The organism is Reella acinonychis, from assembly GCF_052828705.1.
The window spans coordinates 220,317-238,365 of record NZ_CM128256.1 but is presented as its reverse complement, the minus strand read 5'-3'; the positions used below and the strand labels follow the sequence as shown (position 1 = coordinate 238,365).

The 18,049-nt window shown below is 38.3% G+C and carries 19 protein-coding genes and 1 rRNA gene; 8 read left to right on the top strand and 12 right to left on the bottom strand.

Going from position 1 to position 18,049, the window contains the following annotated elements; all coding sequences use genetic code 11:
• The 4 genes from tusC to fkpA all read right to left on the bottom strand — a co-directional run bounded on the left by tusC (position 1) and on the right by fkpA (position 2,177).
• Positions 1–360, bottom strand: a complete 360-nt coding sequence (tusC, locus tag ACUXZ4_RS01260) for a sulfurtransferase complex subunit TusC (RefSeq protein ID WP_464973967.1) — start codon at positions 358–360, stop codon at positions 1–3.
• Complete coding sequence (tusD, locus tag ACUXZ4_RS01255) at positions 360–740, bottom strand: sulfurtransferase complex subunit TusD (RefSeq protein WP_464973254.1); 381 nt, start codon at positions 738–740, stop codon at positions 360–362. The genes tusC and tusD overlap by 1 nt, the downstream gene beginning before the upstream one ends.
• 2 nt (positions 741–742) lie before the next feature.
• The gene (locus ACUXZ4_RS01250) at positions 743–1,408 is read right to left on the bottom strand and encodes a helix-turn-helix transcriptional regulator (protein WP_464973253.1); all 666 of its coding nucleotides are present in this window, start codon (positions 1,406–1,408) and stop codon (positions 743–745) included.
• A 67-nt stretch (positions 1,409–1,475) separates the two neighbouring features.
• Complete coding sequence (fkpA, locus tag ACUXZ4_RS01245; RefSeq protein ID WP_464973252.1) at positions 1,476–2,177, bottom strand: FKBP-type peptidyl-prolyl cis-trans isomerase; 702 nt, start codon at positions 2,175–2,177, stop codon at positions 1,476–1,478.
• A gap of 96 nt (positions 2,178–2,273) precedes the next feature.
• On the opposite strand from fkpA, the gene ACUXZ4_RS01240 reads away from it, so the two are divergent.
• On the top strand, positions 2,274–2,486 hold the full coding sequence (locus tag ACUXZ4_RS01240) for a SlyX family protein (protein ID WP_464973251.1): 213 nt from the start codon (positions 2,274–2,276) through the stop codon (positions 2,484–2,486).
• 81 nt (positions 2,487–2,567) lie between these two features.
• The gene (locus ACUXZ4_RS01235; RefSeq protein ID WP_464973250.1) at positions 2,568–2,780 is read left to right on the top strand and encodes a YdcH family protein; all 213 of its coding nucleotides are present in this window, start codon (positions 2,568–2,570) and stop codon (positions 2,778–2,780) included.
• Positions 2,781–2,823: 43 nt separating this feature from the next.
• Here the strand turns inward: ACUXZ4_RS01235 and asnC are convergent, their stop codons facing one another.
• Positions 2,824–3,276 (bottom strand): transcriptional regulator AsnC, encoded by a 453-nt coding sequence (asnC, locus tag ACUXZ4_RS01230; protein WP_464973249.1) that lies wholly within the window; start codon positions 3,274–3,276, stop codon positions 2,824–2,826.
• 169 nt (positions 3,277–3,445) lie between these two features.
• On the opposite strand from asnC, the gene asnA reads away from it, so the two are divergent.
• Positions 3,446–4,438: an aspartate--ammonia ligase gene (gene asnA, locus ACUXZ4_RS01225; RefSeq protein ID WP_464973248.1), complete on the top strand. Its 993-nt coding sequence runs from the start codon at positions 3,446–3,448 to the stop codon at positions 4,436–4,438.
• A 67-nt stretch (positions 4,439–4,505) separates the two neighbouring features.
• Here asnA and hemN read toward each other — a convergent pair whose 3' ends face one another.
• The 7 genes from hemN to ACUXZ4_RS01190 form a co-directional block, all read right to left on the bottom strand.
• Positions 4,506–5,873, bottom strand: a complete 1,368-nt coding sequence (gene hemN / locus ACUXZ4_RS01220) for an oxygen-independent coproporphyrinogen III oxidase (protein ID WP_464973247.1) — start codon at positions 5,871–5,873, stop codon at positions 4,506–4,508.
• Positions 5,874–5,889: 16 nt separating this feature from the next.
• Complete coding sequence (locus ACUXZ4_RS01215; protein ID WP_464973246.1) at positions 5,890–6,321, bottom strand: DUF2489 domain-containing protein; 432 nt, start codon at positions 6,319–6,321, stop codon at positions 5,890–5,892.
• 3 nt (positions 6,322–6,324) lie between these two features.
• On the bottom strand, positions 6,325–6,891 hold the full coding sequence (gene yihI / locus ACUXZ4_RS01210; protein WP_464973245.1) for a Der GTPase-activating protein YihI: 567 nt from the start codon (positions 6,889–6,891) through the stop codon (positions 6,325–6,327).
• An 88-nt stretch (positions 6,892–6,979) separates the two neighbouring features.
• Positions 6,980–7,930: a magnesium/cobalt transporter CorA gene (gene corA / locus ACUXZ4_RS01205; protein ID WP_464973244.1), complete on the bottom strand. Its 951-nt coding sequence runs from the start codon at positions 7,928–7,930 to the stop codon at positions 6,980–6,982.
• Positions 7,931–8,242: 312 nt separating this feature from the next.
• Positions 8,243–8,581 (bottom strand): YggL family protein, encoded by a 339-nt coding sequence (locus tag ACUXZ4_RS01200; protein WP_464973243.1) that lies wholly within the window; start codon positions 8,579–8,581, stop codon positions 8,243–8,245.
• 48 nt (positions 8,582–8,629) lie between these two features.
• Positions 8,630–8,926 carry a hypothetical protein gene (locus ACUXZ4_RS01195; RefSeq protein ID WP_464973242.1) on the bottom strand — a complete coding sequence of 99 codons (297 nt, stop codon included), beginning with the start codon at positions 8,924–8,926 and terminating at the stop codon, positions 8,630–8,632.
• A gap of 191 nt (positions 8,927–9,117) precedes the next feature.
• Positions 9,118–11,031 (bottom strand): bifunctional 5-dehydro-2-deoxygluconokinase/5-dehydro-2-deoxyphosphogluconate aldolase, encoded by a 1,914-nt coding sequence (locus ACUXZ4_RS01190; RefSeq protein WP_464973241.1) that lies wholly within the window; start codon positions 11,029–11,031, stop codon positions 9,118–9,120.
• 338 nt (positions 11,032–11,369) lie between these two features.
• Between ACUXZ4_RS01190 and iolD the strand changes: the two genes are divergently transcribed.
• The 5 genes from iolD (at position 11,370) to ACUXZ4_RS01165 (ending at position 18,016) form a co-directional block, all read left to right on the top strand.
• On the top strand, positions 11,370–13,310 hold the full coding sequence (iolD, locus tag ACUXZ4_RS01185) for a 3D-(3,5/4)-trihydroxycyclohexane-1,2-dione acylhydrolase (decyclizing) (protein ID WP_464973240.1): 1,941 nt from the start codon (positions 11,370–11,372) through the stop codon (positions 13,308–13,310).
• Between the two features lie 75 nt (positions 13,311–13,385).
• Complete coding sequence (gene iolE / locus ACUXZ4_RS01180; RefSeq protein WP_464973239.1) at positions 13,386–14,282, top strand: myo-inosose-2 dehydratase; 897 nt, start codon at positions 13,386–13,388, stop codon at positions 14,280–14,282.
• Between the two features lie 11 nt (positions 14,283–14,293).
• Entirely contained in the window at positions 14,294–15,304 is a 1,011-nt protein-coding gene (iolG, locus tag ACUXZ4_RS01175) for an inositol 2-dehydrogenase (RefSeq protein ID WP_464973238.1), read from the top strand.
• A 208-nt stretch (positions 15,305–15,512) separates the two neighbouring features.
• On the top strand, positions 15,513–16,151 hold the full coding sequence (locus ACUXZ4_RS01170) for a TfoX/Sxy family DNA transformation protein (protein ID WP_464973237.1): 639 nt from the start codon (positions 15,513–15,515) through the stop codon (positions 16,149–16,151).
• Positions 16,152–16,476: 325 nt separating this feature from the next.
• Positions 16,477–18,016: ribosomal RNA gene (locus ACUXZ4_RS01165) — 16S ribosomal RNA — on the top strand.
• Positions 18,017–18,049 lie beyond the last annotated feature (33 nt).

Below are 18,049 nucleotides of genomic sequence, written 5' to 3'. Positions count from 1 at the left end.
TTAAAATGTGAGAATTTGCACCGCACTTTGTAACATTTGGGCGATTTCTGCTCGTGCTTTTGGCAGACAAGGAAGAATCAATTCTGCTTGTTCAAGTTGATATTGTTGCAGAGACTGCTGGCAGACAAAACAGTTTTCTATATCGTACAGTTCAAGTAATTTGAAGGTGCGAATAAAATCTTTTTGTAAAATGCATTCAGGTTGCTGACCTGCTAATAAATTGAATATACCATCTTCAATAAAAAAGACCGCGATTTCATTTTCTTCACAAAAAGCGCTTGCGGCTAAAACAGCATCCAGTCCTTCACGACTGACTGATGAACCATGCGGCGAGGTTTTAAACACAAATGCCAATTTAATCATAATGTGATTACTCGATCTGCTTCTAATATAGCTTGACTGAATTCGCCTAATCCTGCCAAGACGAAATGAGGGGCAAGATTTTGTTGTTCAGGTAAAAGTGCGGTGGAAAAATCCACAATTCCACGTCGTTGGCTAGCAGCAATACAAAGGTGCAATGGCACCTGATATTGTTCAGCAAGTTGCTGCCAATGTTTAGTTAGGTTGAACTCGTCGTTTGCGGGGGAAACAAAGGCATTGCCATTACTCACTCCTTCTTGGAAAAAGAAGATTTGGCGAATTTCGTGCCCTTGTTCTAATAAAGCGATTGCAAATTGATAGGCTAAAAAAGCCCCTTGGCCGCCATAAACAGGGTGTTTCACAGCAAGGACATATTGCATGATTAGTCCTCTTGATCTTGCTTGATTTGACGAATATACAAATAAACCGTATGACGTGAAATGTCTAAACGCTCAGCCACTAAATTAATTGCGTCTTTAATATCAAATATCCCTTTTTCAAAGAGAGAAACAACAATTTGGCGGTTTTTATTATTATTTGCAACGAAGCGATCTGCTGTGACTTCTTCAATGGTTTGTTCAACGGTTTGAGTGACCAATTCTTCTACTGAACTGGCGAAGTTTACACTCGAAGTTTCGTCTTGCTCTTGCACAGGCATGAGTGTTTGTAAGAATTGAGAAATAGGGACATCTAAATTAATGTTAATACATAGCAAGCCAATAATACGTTGCTGTCCATTACGGATCGCAATAGTGATGGATTTCATCAAACTATTGCTTTTCGCTCGCGTAAAATAGGGTTTGGAAACACTTTCTGTTTTCATATTATGCAATGATTGCAATGCACGATCGGTAATTGGTGAGCCAACTTGACGATTTGTATTATGTCCATTGGCAATACAAATTGCTGAACGTTCTAAGTCTTCCAACGAGTGAAGCACAATCTCACAATGGCTACCAATTAATGCACTTACGCCTTCTACGACCGCTTTGTAAGAGGTCAGAATAGTACGATCTTCCTCAGTAAATGGACGTCTATCATTTAACATAGATGATTTCTCGAATAAATAAGCGCACTTGTAGGTCTTTGCCTACAAAGTGCGGTTTCTTTTTGGGTTATTTTTTAGGATTAATATCTAATAATTCCACATCAAAATGGAGCGTAGAATTGGCAGGAATCACGCCCATGTCTTGATCGCCATAGGCTAAGTTTGCAGGGATAACTAATTCAATTTTTCCGCCTTTTTTGATCAGCTGTAAACCCTCTGTCCAGCCAGGAATCACTTGATTGAGTGCAAACTCAACAGGTTTGTTTCGCTCAACTGAGCTATCAAATACTTTGCCATTTGGTAATTTGCCAGTGTAATGCACTTTCACCACATCAGTTGCCTTAGGTGATGCGCCTTCTCCTGCTTTTTCAACACGATAAAGTAAGCCAGATTTTGTTTCTTTTACATCTGCTTTTTTCTTAAATTCTGCCACGAATTTTTCGCCTTCTTGTTGCGTTTTTTTCGCTTGTTCTTCAATTTTACGTTGATGTTCTGCTTTCACTTTATCTTCAATACTTTTTAATGTATTGGTTAATTCAGGATTATTTAAATCCACTTTACCTGCGATAGCATCTTTTATGCCTGCTAATAATTTTTCTTGGTCATAATTGATGACATCTTTTTGTGCCTCAATCACACCTTTTACATCTGTACCAAATAATGCACCTAATGCATAGGATTCATTTTTGGTATCTGCATGGGCTACCGCAGTAGTAAAAAGTGCGGTGATAAATAAGCCAACACAGGAAATTTTTTGTCTTTTTAGCATTTTGCTATCCTTTTATGAGTTAAAATAAGCCACATTAGATTATAGAGCTTAGCTCTCTTTGTCAATTATGCGAAAAAGAAAGAATAAGAGGAATTCATGCAAAAATTAGAAGCCAGAATTGCGGAATTGGAAACAAAATTAATGTTCCAAGAACATACATTAGAAGCATTGAATCAAGCCTTGGTGGAACAGCAATTTATGATGGATAAAATGCAAGTACAGATCCGCCATTTAGCCAATAAATTGAAAGATATGCAACCATCGAATGTGGCAAGTCGCGCAGAAGAAACCCCTCCGCCACATTATTAAAATCTGTGATGTTCATCACATTTTATGCCACGATTTTAGGGTAAACTGCTGTGTATTAATTCAACAATTAAGGAGTAAAATATGTTTCCAGAATTTCGCGACTTAATCACCAAATTAAAAACAGAAGATATGCATTTTGCTCGTTTATTTGATGAACATAATGCGTTGGATCAACGAATTAAGAATATTGAAAGCCACATTGAATTGGCGACGCATACTGAAGTTGAAGATCTGAAAAAGCAAAAATTACGCTTAAAAGATGAGCTTTATGCGATTTTGAAGAAAGCAAGTTAAGTTGAAATAAAAAAGTGCGGTGGAAAATACCGCACTTTTTTGTTTAAGGTTTAATATCACGCAAAATAGGATTTTGCATGGAAATTAAGGTTTCTGTGGATTGAATCTCATCGATCAATTGGATTTTAGTTGCCAATACACTGTGCAGTTCCGCAATAGTGTGCGTCATTACTTTAATAAAAATGGAGTAATTGCCCGTTGTGTAATAAGCTTCTACCACTTCATCAAAGCTTTCTAATTTTTTGATGACTTTTTCGTAGTCTTTCGCTGATTTCAAAATAATGCCAATAAAGCAGCACACATCATAACCCAATTTACGTTCATCAATACGGATTTTTGTTCCTTCAATAATGCCAGACTGACGCATTTTTTCTACTCGTACATGGATTGTGCCTGGACTTACACCGAAATTTTTTGCCATTTCAGCATAAGGTGTACGGGCGTCTTTTGTGAGAACGCGTAAAATTTGTTGATCTAAATTATCAATTGTATGCATAACAACCCCCAATTTAAAATATATCTAATTTTGTGGTGAGATAATTGATTATTTTTCTTATTATAAGCTATTTTTTCTAAAAAGTATTGAGTTTTGTGCTTTTTATGTTGAATAATATGCAACAAGCATTAAGAAAAAATGCAGAATAGCTAAATAAGGTATTATAACAATGGAAAAATCATTTATTTTACAACAAAAAGAAATTAGTTTTGTTAAGAACACGTTTACACAAAACCTCATTGAAAAACTTGAGATTATTGAGGTGCAAGGCCCAATTTTAAGCGAAGTGGGCAATGGTATGCAGGATAATTTATCGGGAATTGAAAAAGCAGTACAAGTGCATGTGAAATGCATTCCAAATGCAGTGTATGAAGTAGTGCACTCATTGGCAAAATGGAAACGTCATACCTTAGCACGTTTCCAATTCAAAGAAGGTGAAGGTTTATTTGTTCACATGAAAGCACTACGCCCTGATGAAGATTCATTAGATCCAACGCACTCAGTTTATGTGGATCAATGGGACTGGGAAAAAGTGATTCCTCATGGTCACCGTAATTTTGATTATTTGAAAGAAACTGTGCGCTCAATTTATAAAGCGATGCGTTTAACAGAGCTTGCTGTGGAAGCCCGTTTTGATATCCCGTCGATTTTGCCAAAAGAAATTACTTTTGTGCATAGTGAAGATTTAGTGAAACGTTATCCAAATATGACGGGTAAAGAGCGCGAAAATGCAATTTGTAAAGAATATGGTGCGGTATTCCTTGTCGGTATCGGTGGCAAATTATCGGATGGTAAACCACATGATGGTCGTGCACCAGACTACGATGACTGGACAACCGAATCTGAAAATGGCTACAAAGGTTTAAATGGCGATATTTTAGTGTGGAACGATCAACTTGGTACTGCATTTGAATTATCTTCAATGGGGATTCGTGTTGATGAAAAAGCGCTGCGTTTACAAGTTTCACTCACTGGTGATGAAGAGCGTTTAGAAATGGATTGGCACAAAGATTTACTTGCTGGTCGTTTGCCTCTTTCTATCGGTGGCGGTATTGGCCAATCTCGTTTAGCCATGTTCTTATTACGTAAAAAACACATTGGTGAAGTACAATCAAGCGTTTGGCCAAAAGAGATGTTAGAGAAATTTGAAAATATTCTTTAATACATAACAAGGAAAAAGTGCGGTTAAAAATCATGGTGTTTTTAACCGCACTTTTGTTTTGATTAAATTAAATAATACGAGAGAACTGTTGTCTACGCGCTTGCTGTCTTGAATAGGTATCAAAGCACAAGCAAATGTTACGAATTAATAAGCGTCCAGTCGAAGAAACTTGAATACCCTGTTCATTGATTTCCACTAAACCATCTTTAGCTAACGGTTTTAATAATTCCAGATCTTCCGAAAAATGTGTTTTGAAATCAATATTATATAGCTGCTCAATTGTCGAAAAATCAAGTTTGAAATTACAGATTAAAGCCTTAATGACATCACGACGTAAGCAATCTTCTGCTGTCATGGCTAAACCTTTGTGTAACGCAATGCCTGTAGTATCCACGTCAGCATAATAACGTTTTAATTCTTTTTGGTTTTGTGCATAGGTATCGCCTAATAAGCTGATTGCAGAAACACCCAAACCTAATAAATCACATTCTTCTTGTGTAGTATAGCCTTGGAAGTTGCGGTGCAAAATGCCTTTATCCTGTGCAATCGCCAGTTCATCATCTGGTTTAGCGAAATGGTCCATACCAATAAATTTGTATCCCGCTTGACCTAAGGTTTCAATGGTTTTTTGTAGAATGGTTAATTTTGTTTCGGGTGCAGGTAATTGATGATCCTTGATTTTGGCTTGACCAGCAAAACGGCTTGGCAAGTGGGCGTAGTTAAAGACGCTTAAACGATCAGGGTTGAGTTCAATTACTTTTTGTAGCGTGAACATAAAACTTTCTACGGTTTGCAGTGGTAAACCATAAATTAAGTCTAAGTTTGTGGATTGGAATCCTAATTCACGCGCACGCGTAAGAAGTTGACATACAAATTCTTCATCTTGTTCACGATTGATGACTTTTTGTACGTCTTTATTGAAATCTTGTACGCCCATGCTAATGCGGTTGAAACCAATGCTACGCAAGTGATCAAGCATAGATAATTCAATTTCGCGAGGGTCCATTTCAATGGAAATTTCTGCTTGTGGTGAAATATTGAAATTATCTGTCAACATTTTCATTAATCGTGCTGATTGCGCTTCGCTTAAATAGGTTGGTGTACCGCCGCCCCAGTGAATTTGAGTGACTAAGCGCCGTGTAAATAATGTGGCACGATTTTTAATTTCTACTTCAAGATAATCTAAATAAATATCGGCTTTATGTTGATGGCGAGTGATAACTTTATTACATCCGCAGAAATAGCAAAGTTTATGACAAAATGGAATATGAATATAAAGCGACAGAGGGCGTTCTGGATAGCGTGCTGCCGCAGCCTTGAAATCCTCATTATTGTAATTTTCGTGGAATTCAAGCGCTGTTGGATAAGAGGTGTAACGCGGTCCTGAATGGTTGTATTTTTGAATGAGATTGAGATCCCAAGTAATTTCGTTCATAGTGTTATCGTTCGGGTTATTGAATATCATTAAGCAGCAAGGTTAATTCTGCTTTAATTTGTTGTTCTAACTCAGCTTCTTTGCTTTCTCGCGTTAAATCAAGACGCATGCGTTCATTTTTCTTGAGCGTTTTGCGAGCCTCATGGGTTGGCATGTCTTGCACCACTTCATACAGTTGCCACATTGCCTCATAGCTGTTCAAGCGTTTTTTGCCCAAGGGGTCGAGCAACATTTTTAAACGAATGACACCTTCAGACAGGTTACAATCACCGTTTTGCATTGCCTTGGCAATAATTTCAATGCTTTCTGTAATACGTTGCATGCGCGCATTTTTCGCTTGTTCAAAAGCCTGTTTTTGTTGGCGCAGTTGGCGTAATAAATGGATAGTATATCCTGCCATTACGGCTAAAATGATTACGCCAAGAATCAATAAAATGGTTTTTAACATCGTTTATTTAAATTGGTTAATATCAATTTTCTCAAAAGTGCGGTATAAATCGTCATCGTTTTCTTCTTCATCTTCAATGCCTAATTCATCCATTAATACCGCAATACGATCTAAACATTCATCCACAAATTGTTGATCTTCTGCACTCAATGTTTTGCCCGCATCCAGTTGGTCGAGCAAGTCATTTAAACATTCGTTATTTTCTAATTGTTCTAACTCTTGCATTGGATCAAGTGCGGTGGATTTTGGCGTCGTTTCTAGCGCAGGAATGAATTGCCCTTTTTCAGGTTTATTCACAAACTCCACAATTAATGGCACTTTCTTACGACTACCAATACGTGGGTCTTGTTTTTTCTCTGCGGATTTATTCGCCTGTACTTCAGTTGCACTGTGGCGAGAGCCAGAAGTTAACCCTTTGTGTTTACGCTTTCTTTTTTCTTCGCGTGCTTTGGAATCCAGTTCGTAGCGCGTGAGTTTTTTTCCTGAAAGTGGTTTACCTTCAGGTTTTTTATCTGATTTACGTGTCGGCATAATATCCGTTACACGACGACTTTTCTTTTGTCTTGACATAGTTTTGTTATAAGTGAAAAAATTGATTGAATTGTAACATAAAACAGTAAAGGACGTTAAAAACGTCCTTAAAAATACCGCACTTTCGTTATAACCAACCTTTACGTTTGAAATAAATATAAGGCGTTAAGGCTGCCACAATCATTAAACCAATTGCCATTGGGTAACCATATTTGAAATGCAGTTCTGGCATAAAGTCAAAGTTCATGCCATAAGTGGAGGCAACAAGTGTTGCCGGCAAGAACATAACAGATACCACCGAGAAGAATTTCATAATTTTATTCTGCTCAATATTGATATAACCCATTGCCGCTTGCATTAAAAAGTTGACCTTTTGGAACAAAGATTCGTTATGGGGTTGTAATGATTCAATATCTCGTAAGATTTCGCGCGCTTGTTCTAACTGATTGGTTGGTAAACGGGTCTTACGCACTAAGAAACTTAATGCACGCTGAGTATCCATCAAGCACAAACGTACTTTAGAACTGGCGTCTTCTTGTTCTGTTAAAGTAGCTAGCGCTTGATCAAAAGCTTCCCCTTGTTTTCCTTCCAAAATAATACGGCTTAATTGTTCCAACTCTGCGTAGGCTGTTTCAATAACGTTCGCCAATTGCTCGATTTTGGTTTCAATTAAATCCAATAAAACTTCATAGGCATTACATTCTTCTAAGCGTTGATAACGTGAACGCATACGATATAAGCGGAATGCTGGAAGTTCGCGATCACGCAGAGTAAATAAACGCCCATCACGCAACGTAAATGCCACAGAGGCTAAATCCGCATAATCGTCTTCATCTTCGCAATAAAAGAACGAGTGCAAATGTAAACCATCTTCGTCTTCAAAAAAACGTGCAGATGCCTCGATATCTTCTAATTCAAGAAAGCTTGCAAGGTTTTGCGCAAGATCTTGTTGTAGGGTTTCACGCTCTTCTTCCGTTGGTTCGAGTAGGTCGATCCAAATCGCACTGTTGAGATCAGGATTCTGTTCTTCATCAATGCGTGTAAGACGCGCGTCTTCTAAAGCAAATATATTGATCATTTTGTCATACTCCTTATTGGGATTATGAACAAACTCGATGAACAAAGGTTATTTTTCAAAAGCAAAAGTGCGGTTGAAAAATGAGTAAAAAGATACCAAAATGGCGGAACGGCTTATCCGCGAACTTGTCGCCTGATAAGTCCTTAATGAAAGGAAAAAGGCGACACTAAAAGAAAGTATAAAGTCGGTATCGACTGTGACTGTCCAAAGTGTGTGCTCCAAAGTAATAAAATCGTGGCGAATGTTACGCTTCAAAGGCGGATTCGTCAAGATGTAAAATAAAAATCCAGCATTTACGCTGGATTTTTTAAATTATTTATGTGGATAGTCCCACCAAATATCGAATAATTCGCTCACTTCAACTTGTTGAAGTCCGTTATTTTCTAACCATTGTTTCACTAAAGTGCGGTGGTTTTCATCACATTTACCTAGTTTTTCTAAGCATACTAAGCCTTCCCAATGTAAGTAACCACTTCCTTCATAGGCTAAACCATTTTCTTGAATCACTTCGCGAATAAAGTTATCGACTACTTCGTCAATTTGTTCAATGCTAGTACCTTCAGCAAATTGCCAATTGACTAAAAAGCCTAATTCTTGGAATTCTGCTAAATGCATTTTTTTACGCTGACGAGCATTACGTTTAATTGCCATAATTTTCTCCTATTGGGTGGTTTAAAGTGCTGCGTGCTTATTTAGAAATTATTTCTTATATTGACCGCCGTTTGTATCAATAAACAGGTTTTCTTTAAATTCGCCTATTTTTTCATTATCAGATATTCTATAAAAAATCCCATTTTTAACAGTACCAGTAAGGCTATTTTTGCCTATAATATCAGTAAGAGTTGCTTGATAGTCTCCATTTTTACCTTTTTGAACAGTGAAAGATGTCTTAGGATTATCTATTTTTGTATAAGTACCGCTATAATCTTTTTCATCGTTGCACGCAACTAAACCGAAAGCTAGTAAAGTTGAAATTATCAGAGTTCTAAGTTTCATATATTTTTTCCTCACGTTTTAAAGGATTTTCTATTGCATTGCGTTTAGCTAACTCTTTTATTGTTTCAAGATTAGAATATCAATCTATCAGAATATGAACGACATCACTTATCCTAGATGATTTTGTCCTCAGAGTACAGTAGTTTTGAAACAAAAAGTGCGGTCAATTCCACCGCACTTTTTTATGTTTCTTATTTACCACGTTGTTTCCATAAATGGATGAGACGTTTGTAACGTTCGGAGACGTCTTTAATTAATTCTTCATCATTAATTTTGTTAGCTAACCAGTCAGCAGAAGGTTGACCGAAGATTGTTCTACCGACGGCAAATCCTTTGACTAATGGCGCATTGGCTGACGCATCAAAAGTTGCTTTAAATTGCGATTCTGGTGCATCTAAACCTAAAATTAAGATACCGCGGCAGAATGGATCATTTGTTTTAATGACTTCGCTGATTTTCGCCCAACATTCTGCAGAAACACCTGGTAATTTCCACCAATCTGGTTTGATACCCATGCTGTAGAAGTGGCTAAGCATATCAACGTAATAGCTTTCTTTTTGTTCCATATCCGCAGGTAAAATGATTTCGAGTAGTAATTCATGTCCTGTACGGCAGCAAGCCTGGTAAACTTCAAGGAGTTTAGCATCTTGGTCTGCTTTAAGCTCGGCTTTATCCTGTGGATGATAGAAGGCTAAGCATTTAACCACATGCTCTTGAGGCCAATTAATTAACTGGCTGCCTAGGTCGCCATGTTCTAAACGTAATGGACGTGAAGATGGCATTTCAATTGGGCGGCCAATCCACCATTTTTTGCCCGTAATTTCATTCAATGCTTCTTGACCGAAAGTGGTATCGGCAAGAATACCCGCGTGACCATTGTAAATACCTTCTTGTTCTGCAGTTTGTTCTGCTGCTTTTAACAACAATGTTTTTAATTTTGGAATTCTATTGATATCTGCACCGCACTTTTCAGCCATATCAACAAGTTGTTTACGATGGTCGAAGGCAAAAATGCAAAGATCGTCCCATTGTGCTTTACGTGTTGTTACTCGGTGTAAATGATTTAACTTATTATCTAAATCTGGGCGAGGAACAGATTGTGCGCGAGATAAATAATCGTCTAGTTCTTGTTTTGTTGGCATCGCTGGGGCGCAGCCATGGCGAGAAACTACCAATGCACCACAAGCATTTGCATAGCGGCAAGACTGTTCCCAACCTTCATTGTTGATGTAGCCGCGAATTAAGCCTGACATAAAGGCATCGCCTGCACCTAAAACGTTTAGTACTTCAACGCGTACACCATAAACGTTTAATCCGCCGTCTAAGTCATCTGGGATCGGCCCTTCAAATACAGAGCAACCTAAAGCCCCACGTTTACAAACAAGCGTTGCGTTACTGAATTTGCGTACATTTTTTAATGCGGTTAAGGTATCTGTTGAACCGCCAGCAATGTGGAATTCTTCTTCTGTACCAACAAGGACATCAAAATAATGTAATACTTCTTGTAATGATTTTGTCACCGCTTCTGAATCAATAAAACGGGTTTCGCCGTCGCCTAAAGATGTTAACCCCCATAACACTGGGCGATAGTCAATATCAAGTAAGCGTTTCGTATTATTTTTTGTGGCATATTCTAATGCAGTGATAACGGCATTACGGGTTTTTGGATGGGATAAATGTGTACCTGTAATTGCTAAGGCTTTTGCAGATGCAATATATTCTTCATCAAAATCATCTGCTGTAATTGCCATATCTGCACAGTTTTCACGATAGAAAATCAATGGGAAGGTATCCTGATCTTTAATCCCTAAAATAACTAATCCCGTTAATCTTTCTTTATCTGTAATTAAATGGCTGGTATCCACACCAACACGTTGTAATTCTTCTCTTAAAAAGCGTCCCATGTGTTCATCGCCTACGCGTGCGAGCATCGATGATTTCACGCCTTGAACCGCTGTACCATAGGCAACATTGCCTGACGAGCCCCCTAGGTATTTGGAAAATGATGAAACATCTTCTAAACGAGAACCAATTTGTTGAGCATATAAATCAACAGCAACACGACCAAGGCAAATCAAATCTAATGTTTTTTCTGTTGTTTTCATAGTTGTTTCCCTCTTGTACTTATAAAGCTATAAAACATGATGACCTTATTATAATAACAAAAAATCATTTTGAAATATTTATTTCATATTTTTTGAATTTAAAAATTATATTTGGGAGATTGATCACAAAATTAAGGGTGTTTCAGCGAATTTATGTGATATGTGAACATATTGAAGTCAATATATTTTGCTTGGCCTAATTGGGTTTTTATGTTGTAAAGATAAGAAATTTTGATCTATGTCGCAAAAATGAAATTTTTATTTCAATAAGCTTGAAATGAAAAAGGGATGGGCTATACTGCAACCATATATTCATCCCTTTGATTTGGAGTATTAATATGAAAACAGTTCGATTAACCGTTGCGCAAGCATTAGTTAAATTTCTTGATAACCAATATGTTGAATTTGATGGAAAGGTAACGAAGTTTGTTGAGGGCATTTTTGGTATTTTTGGTCATGGTAATGTATTAGGCTTAGGACAAGCGCTTGAACAAGATTCGGGCGATTTAGTTGTACGACAAGGGCGTAATGAGCAAGGTATGGCTCATGTTGCGATGGGCTTTGCAAAGCAAAAATTACGTAAACAAATTATGGCTTGTACTTCTTCTGTTGGTCCAGGTGCTGCCAATATGATTACTGCAGCTGCGACTGCCACAGCAAATCGTATTCCACTTCTTTTATTACCGGGCGATGTCTTTGCTACTCGTCAACCGGATCCTGTTTTACAACAAATAGAACAAACCTATGATTTAAGCATTAGTACTAATGATGCATTCAAAGCGGTTAGTAAATATTGGGATCGTGTTTCTCGTCCAGAACAATTAATGACAGCTTGTATTAATGCAATGCGAGTTTTAACCGATCCTGCGGAAACAGGTGCGGTGACTTTAGCATTACCACAAGATGTGCAAGGTGAAGCCTATGATTTCCCTGAATATTTCTTACAAAAACGTATTCATCGCATTGAGCGTACGCCGCCAACAGAAGCGATGTTAAAACAAGCGATTGAGTTAATTCAACGTAAGAAAAAACCATTAATTATTTGTGGTGGTGGTGTTCGATATTCAGAAGCTGCAGAGCAATTAAAAGCCTTTGCCGAAGCATTTGATATTCCATTTGCGGAAACGCAAGCAGGTAAAAGTGCGGTGGTTTCTGATTATCCTTTCAATGTTGGTGGTGTCGGTGAAACAGGTTGCTTAAGTGCAAATTTATTAGCAAAAGAAGCAGATTTAGTGATTGGTGTGGGTACGCGTTATACCGACTTTACTACTTCATCTAAATGGATTTTCCAAAATCCTGATGTGAGTTTCTTAAATATTAATATTGCGCGCTTTGATGCTTATAAATTAGATGGTGTTCAGGTTACCGCTGATGCGAAAGAAACATTGTTAAAATTAACCGCACTTTTAGCACCAACAAATTATAAAGCGCAATGGGGCAATCGTATTGCAGAAGCTAAACAGCAATTTGCCGACGAATTAGCTCGCGTATATAACGTAACTTACACTGGAAAAGACTTTGTACCAGAAGTAAACGACAATTTAAATCGTGAGAAAGTCTATGAAGAATTCATTAATTTAACCAAATCTTATTTAACGCAAAGTCGCGTATTGGGTATTTTAAATGAAACCTTAGGGGAAAATGACGTTATTGTCGGTGCGGCGGGCAGTTTGCCGGGTGATTTACAGCGCACATGGCAATCTAAAGGCGAAAATACCTACCATTTAGAATATGGTTATTCTTGTATGGGTTATGAAGTCAATGCGTCTTTAGGGGTGAAAATTGCGGAACCTCATCGTAACGTTTATACCTTATTAGGCGATGGTTCTTACATGATGCTTCATTCTGAATTAGTGACATCTATTCAAGAGAACAAAAAAATTAATGTAGTGTTGTTCGATAATATGACGAATGGCTGTATTAATAATTTACAAATTGGTCATGGTATGGATAGTTTTGCTACTGAATTCCGTTTCAGAAATGAAACAACAGGTCAACTTGATGGTGGTTTTGTACCTGTTGATTTTGCTATGAATGCAGCGTCTTACGGTTGCAAAACTTATAAAGTTACTAATGAACAAGAACTTCGTGCTGCGTTGGAAGATGCGAAGAAACAAACGGTTTCTACATTAATTGATATCAAAGTTTTACCAAAAACAATGGTACATGGTTATGGTAGCTGGTGGCACGTTGGTGTGGCAGAAGTGTCCGAAAAAGAATCTATCCAAAAAGTGTATGAAAATGCGGTAAAACGTATTGATGAAGCAAGACGTTATTAATGATTTATTAAATTAAGGTAGGAAAATATTTCCTACCACCTTCAATTGAGTCATTCTTTTTAAGAGGAAAATATTATGAAAGCTGAAAATGTAAAATTAGGTATTGCGCCAATTGGTTGGACTAATGATGATATGCCAGATTTGGGCAAAGAAAATACCTTTGAACAATGCGTGAGTGAGATGGCGTTAGCAGGCTTTACTGGAAGTGAAGTTGGTAATAAATATCCTCGTGATGTTGAGGTACTAAAACGTAAATTGGATGTACGTGGTATTCAAATTTGTAATGCATGGTTCAGTACATTCTTCGTTGATGGTAAAAAAGAACAAACAATTAAAGAATTTATTGCGCATCGTGACTTTTTACATGCAATGGGTGCTAAAGTTATTGGTTGTTCAGAGCAAAGCCGTAGTATTCAAGGCACAACTAAATCTGTATTTAATGAAAAACCTGTTTTCTCAGAAGAAGATTGGAAATTATTAGCAGAAGGTTACAATGAATTAGCTAAATTAGCGGCTGAAAAAGGAATGAAAGTGAGTTTGCACCACCATATGGGAACAGGGGTACAAACACCAGCAGAAATCGATAAATACATGGCAATTACAAATGATGATGTGTATTTATTATTCGATTCAGGTCATTTGTACTATTCAGAAGGCTGTCAAAAAGCGATGTTAGCTGTATTAGAAAAATACATTGATCGTATTTGCCATGTTCATTTAAAAGATGTGCGCGATGAAGTGGTTGCTGAAGTCAAAGCAAATAATTTAAGTTTCTTAGAAGGTGTACGTAAAGGGACATTTACTGTGCCTGGTGATGGTGTGATTGATTTCAAACCTATTTTTGACATTTTAGAAAAACATGACTACAAGGGCTGGATGGTTGTTGAAGCTGAACAAGATCCCGCAATTGCAAATCCGTTAGAATATGCAATTAAAGGTCGTAAATATATTAAAGATGTTGCTGGAATTTAAGGAGAACGAAAATGATTAAAGTCGGTATTATTGGCGCAGGTCGTATCGGTCGCGTTCATTCAGAAAGTATTACTAAATATGTGAAAGGTGCTGAAATTAAAGCTATTTCAGATGTGAGAGTAACAGAAGAATTAAAAGAATGGGCAAAAGGCATGGGGATTCCTAATGTTTATGAAGATTATCGCCAAATTTTACAAGATCCAGAAATTGATGCGGTATTAGTTTGTTCTTCAACAAATACACACGCGCCAATTTCTATTGAAGCTGCGCAAGCAGGAAAACATGTGTTCTGCGAAAAACCAGTTGATGCAGATCCTGTAAAAATTCGTGAAGTTTTAACCGCGGTTGAGAAAGCTGGCGTGAAATTCCAAGTCGGATTTAACCGTCGATTTGACCATAACTTTAAAGCAATTAAAGATCGTGTTGTGGCAGGTGATATTGGTGAGCCACATATTATTCGTGTGACTTCTCGTGACCCAGATGCGCCACCAATTGAATATGTAAAAGTATCTGGTGGTATGTTCTTTGATATGACAATCCATGACTTTGATATGATTCGCTATTTATCTGGTAGCGAAGTGGAAGAAGTGTATGCTGCAGGTGGTGTATTAGTGAATCCTGAAATTGGTAAAGCTGGTGACATTGATACCGCAATTATCACGTTAAAACTCAAAAATGGCGCGATTGGTGTCATTGATAATAGCCGTAAAGCGGTTTATGGCTATGACCAACGTGCAGAAGTGTTTGGTTCTAAAGGCGCTGTACAAACAAAAAATGATACAGATTCTACCGCAGTTTATTCTTGTGCTTCAGGTGTGATTGCAGAAAAACCAAAATATTTCTTCCTAGAAAGATATATGCAGTCATTTGCAGACGAAATTGCTTGTTTCGTTGATTCAATTGTGAATGATAAACCAACATTGGTAAATGGTAATGATGGTTTACAACCAGTTCTAATTGCTTTAGCTGCGAAGAAATCTTTAGATGAAGGTCGTCCTGTAAAAATCAGCGAAGTCATCTAATTTTGTGATAGGCATTCCAAAATCTGGAATGCCTTATATACCACGCAATTTTTTTATGGTTTATTAAACGACAGGAGGTCGATCTTAAATGGAAATGAGGCAGTAACTCTATTTACGATAATCGTCAATAAGTTATTGCCTTTTATGGTAGCTATGCTATGTCAGTATTTGCTTTTTATATAGGGAAAATTGATATAAGGAAGTAATTATGAATATAACCAATTTATATGAAAAATTAACGTCTTTATTAGGCGAAGTTAAGGCTCAGAGATTGTTTTCTGGTATTGGCATTTTCCATAATAATCATATGTTTGCAATTTGTAAGAAGGGATGTTTTTACCTTCGTGCAAAAGGAAAGCTAGCAAATGATGTTGAAAAAATTGGCGCTATTCGATGGGATCGGGATGGTATCCCCAGTAATTTAAAAATAAAGGATTATTATCAAATTCCTAGCGAGTATATTATTGATGAGGATAAAAATCATATTTTACTCGAAATGATGCACGCATCTTTACGTCAAATAGAAGATGAAAAGTTGCAAGAAGCATTAGAAAAAGCAGAACTTATTAGAAGATTGCCTAATTTGTCACTTAAATATGAGCGTTTATTGGCAAAGGTCGGTATTACAACAATATCTCAACTGCGTGAAGTTGGTGCTGCAGATGCGTATGTCTTGATTAAATCAAAAGGGATTTTTGTAACAAGTCATATGTTTTGGAAAACATTTGCTGCATTAAAGAATAAATATGTGGAATTATTAACTGAGGTTGAGAAGGATGAAGGTTTTGCTGAAGTGAATAAAAAATTAGCTTTAGCGAGTCTAAGATCACTAAGATATAGACCATAAATTAATCATTTGTAAAGTTGTGTAATTTTTTAGTAAATTTTTATTAAAAAATACTTGCAAAGGTTTTTTATTTGCATATAATACGCAGCACACAACGACACGCTGTTGTGAAGATGTAAAATAAGCAGTGTGTCGTTATTTTTTGTTCTTTAAAAAGATATCAGACAATCTGTGTGGGCACTTGTTGAAGATTTGTTTAGAAGAAATTAAATAAAGACTGAATAAGTGCTTAAACTAGAAATTCATTATAGTTTCGATGTGATAAAAATTATGTTGAAACGAATGTAAACTAAGCTAAGCAGTTTATTGAGCGATTAAACTTTTTAAATTGAAGAGTTTGATCATGGCTCAGATTGAACGCTGGCGGCAGGCTTAACACATGCAAGTCGGACGGTAACAGGAGAAAGCTTGCTTTCTTGCTGACGAGTGGCGGACGGGTGAGTAATGCTTGGGAATCTGGCTTATGGAGGGGGATAACTACGGGAAACTGTAGCTAATACCGCGTAATGTCTAAGGATTAAAGACTGGGAACTTCGGTCCAGTTGCCATAAGATGAGCCCAAGTGGGATTAGGTAGTTGGTAAGGTAACGGCTTACCAAGCCCGCGATCTCTAGCTGGTCTGAGAGGATGACCAGCCACACTGGGACTGAGACACGGCCCAGACTCCTACGGGAGGCAGCAGTGGGGAATATTGCGCAATGGGGGGAACCCTGACGCAGCCATGCCGCGTGAATGAAGAAGGCCTTCGGGTTGTAAAGTTCTTTCGGTAGCGAGGAAGGCGAGTTTGTTAATAGCAAGCTTGATTGACGTTAACTACAGAAGAAGCACCGGCTAACTCCGTGCCAGCAGCCGCGGTAATACGGAGGGTGCGAGCGTTAATCGGAATAACTGGGCGTAAAGGGCACGCAGGCGGTGATTTAAGTGAGATGTGAAATCCCTGGGCTTAACCTAGGAATTGCATTTCAGACTGGGTCGCTAGAGTACTTTAGGGAGGGGTAGAATTCCACGTGTAGCGGTGAAATGCGTAGAGATGTGGAGGAATACCGAAGGCGAAGGCAGCCCCTTGGGAATGTACTGACGCTCATGTGCGAAAGCGTGGGGAGCAAACAGGATTAGATACCCTGGTAGTCCACGCTGTAAACGCTGTCGATTTGGGGATTGGACTTTAAGTTTGGTGCCCGAAGCTAACGTGATAAATCGACCGCCTGGGGAGTACGGCCGCAAGGTTAAAACTCAAATGAATTGACGGGGGCCCGCACAAGCGGTGGAGCATGTGGTTTAATTCGATGCAACGCGAAGAACCTTACCTACTCTTGACATCCAGAGAAGCTTGCAGAGATGCGAGTGTGCCTTCGGGAGCTCTGAGACAGGTGCTGCATGGCTGTCGTCAGCTCGTGTTGTGAAATGTTGGGTTAAGTCCCGCAACGAGCGCAACCCTTATCCTTTGTTGCCAGCGATTCGGTCGGGAACTCAAAGGAGACTGCCAGTGATAAACTGGAGGAAGGTGGGGATGACGTCAAGTCATCATGGCCCTTACGAGTAGGGCTACACACGTGCTACAATGGTGCATACAGAGGGCGGCGAAAGGGCGACCTGGAGCGAATCTCAGAAAGTGCATCGTAGTCCGGATTGGAGTCTGCAACTCGACTCCATGAAGTCGGAATCGCTAGTAATCGCAAATCAGAATGTTGCGGTGAATACGTTCCCGGGCCTTGTACACACCGCCCGTCACACCATGGGAGTGGGTTGTACCAGAAGTAGATAGCTTAACCTTTTGGGGGGCGTTTACCACGGTATGATTCATGACTGGGGTGAAGTCGTAACAAGGTAACCGTAGGGGAACCTGCGGTTGGATCACCTCCTTACACAAAGACAAGCTTGATAAGTGCTCACACAGA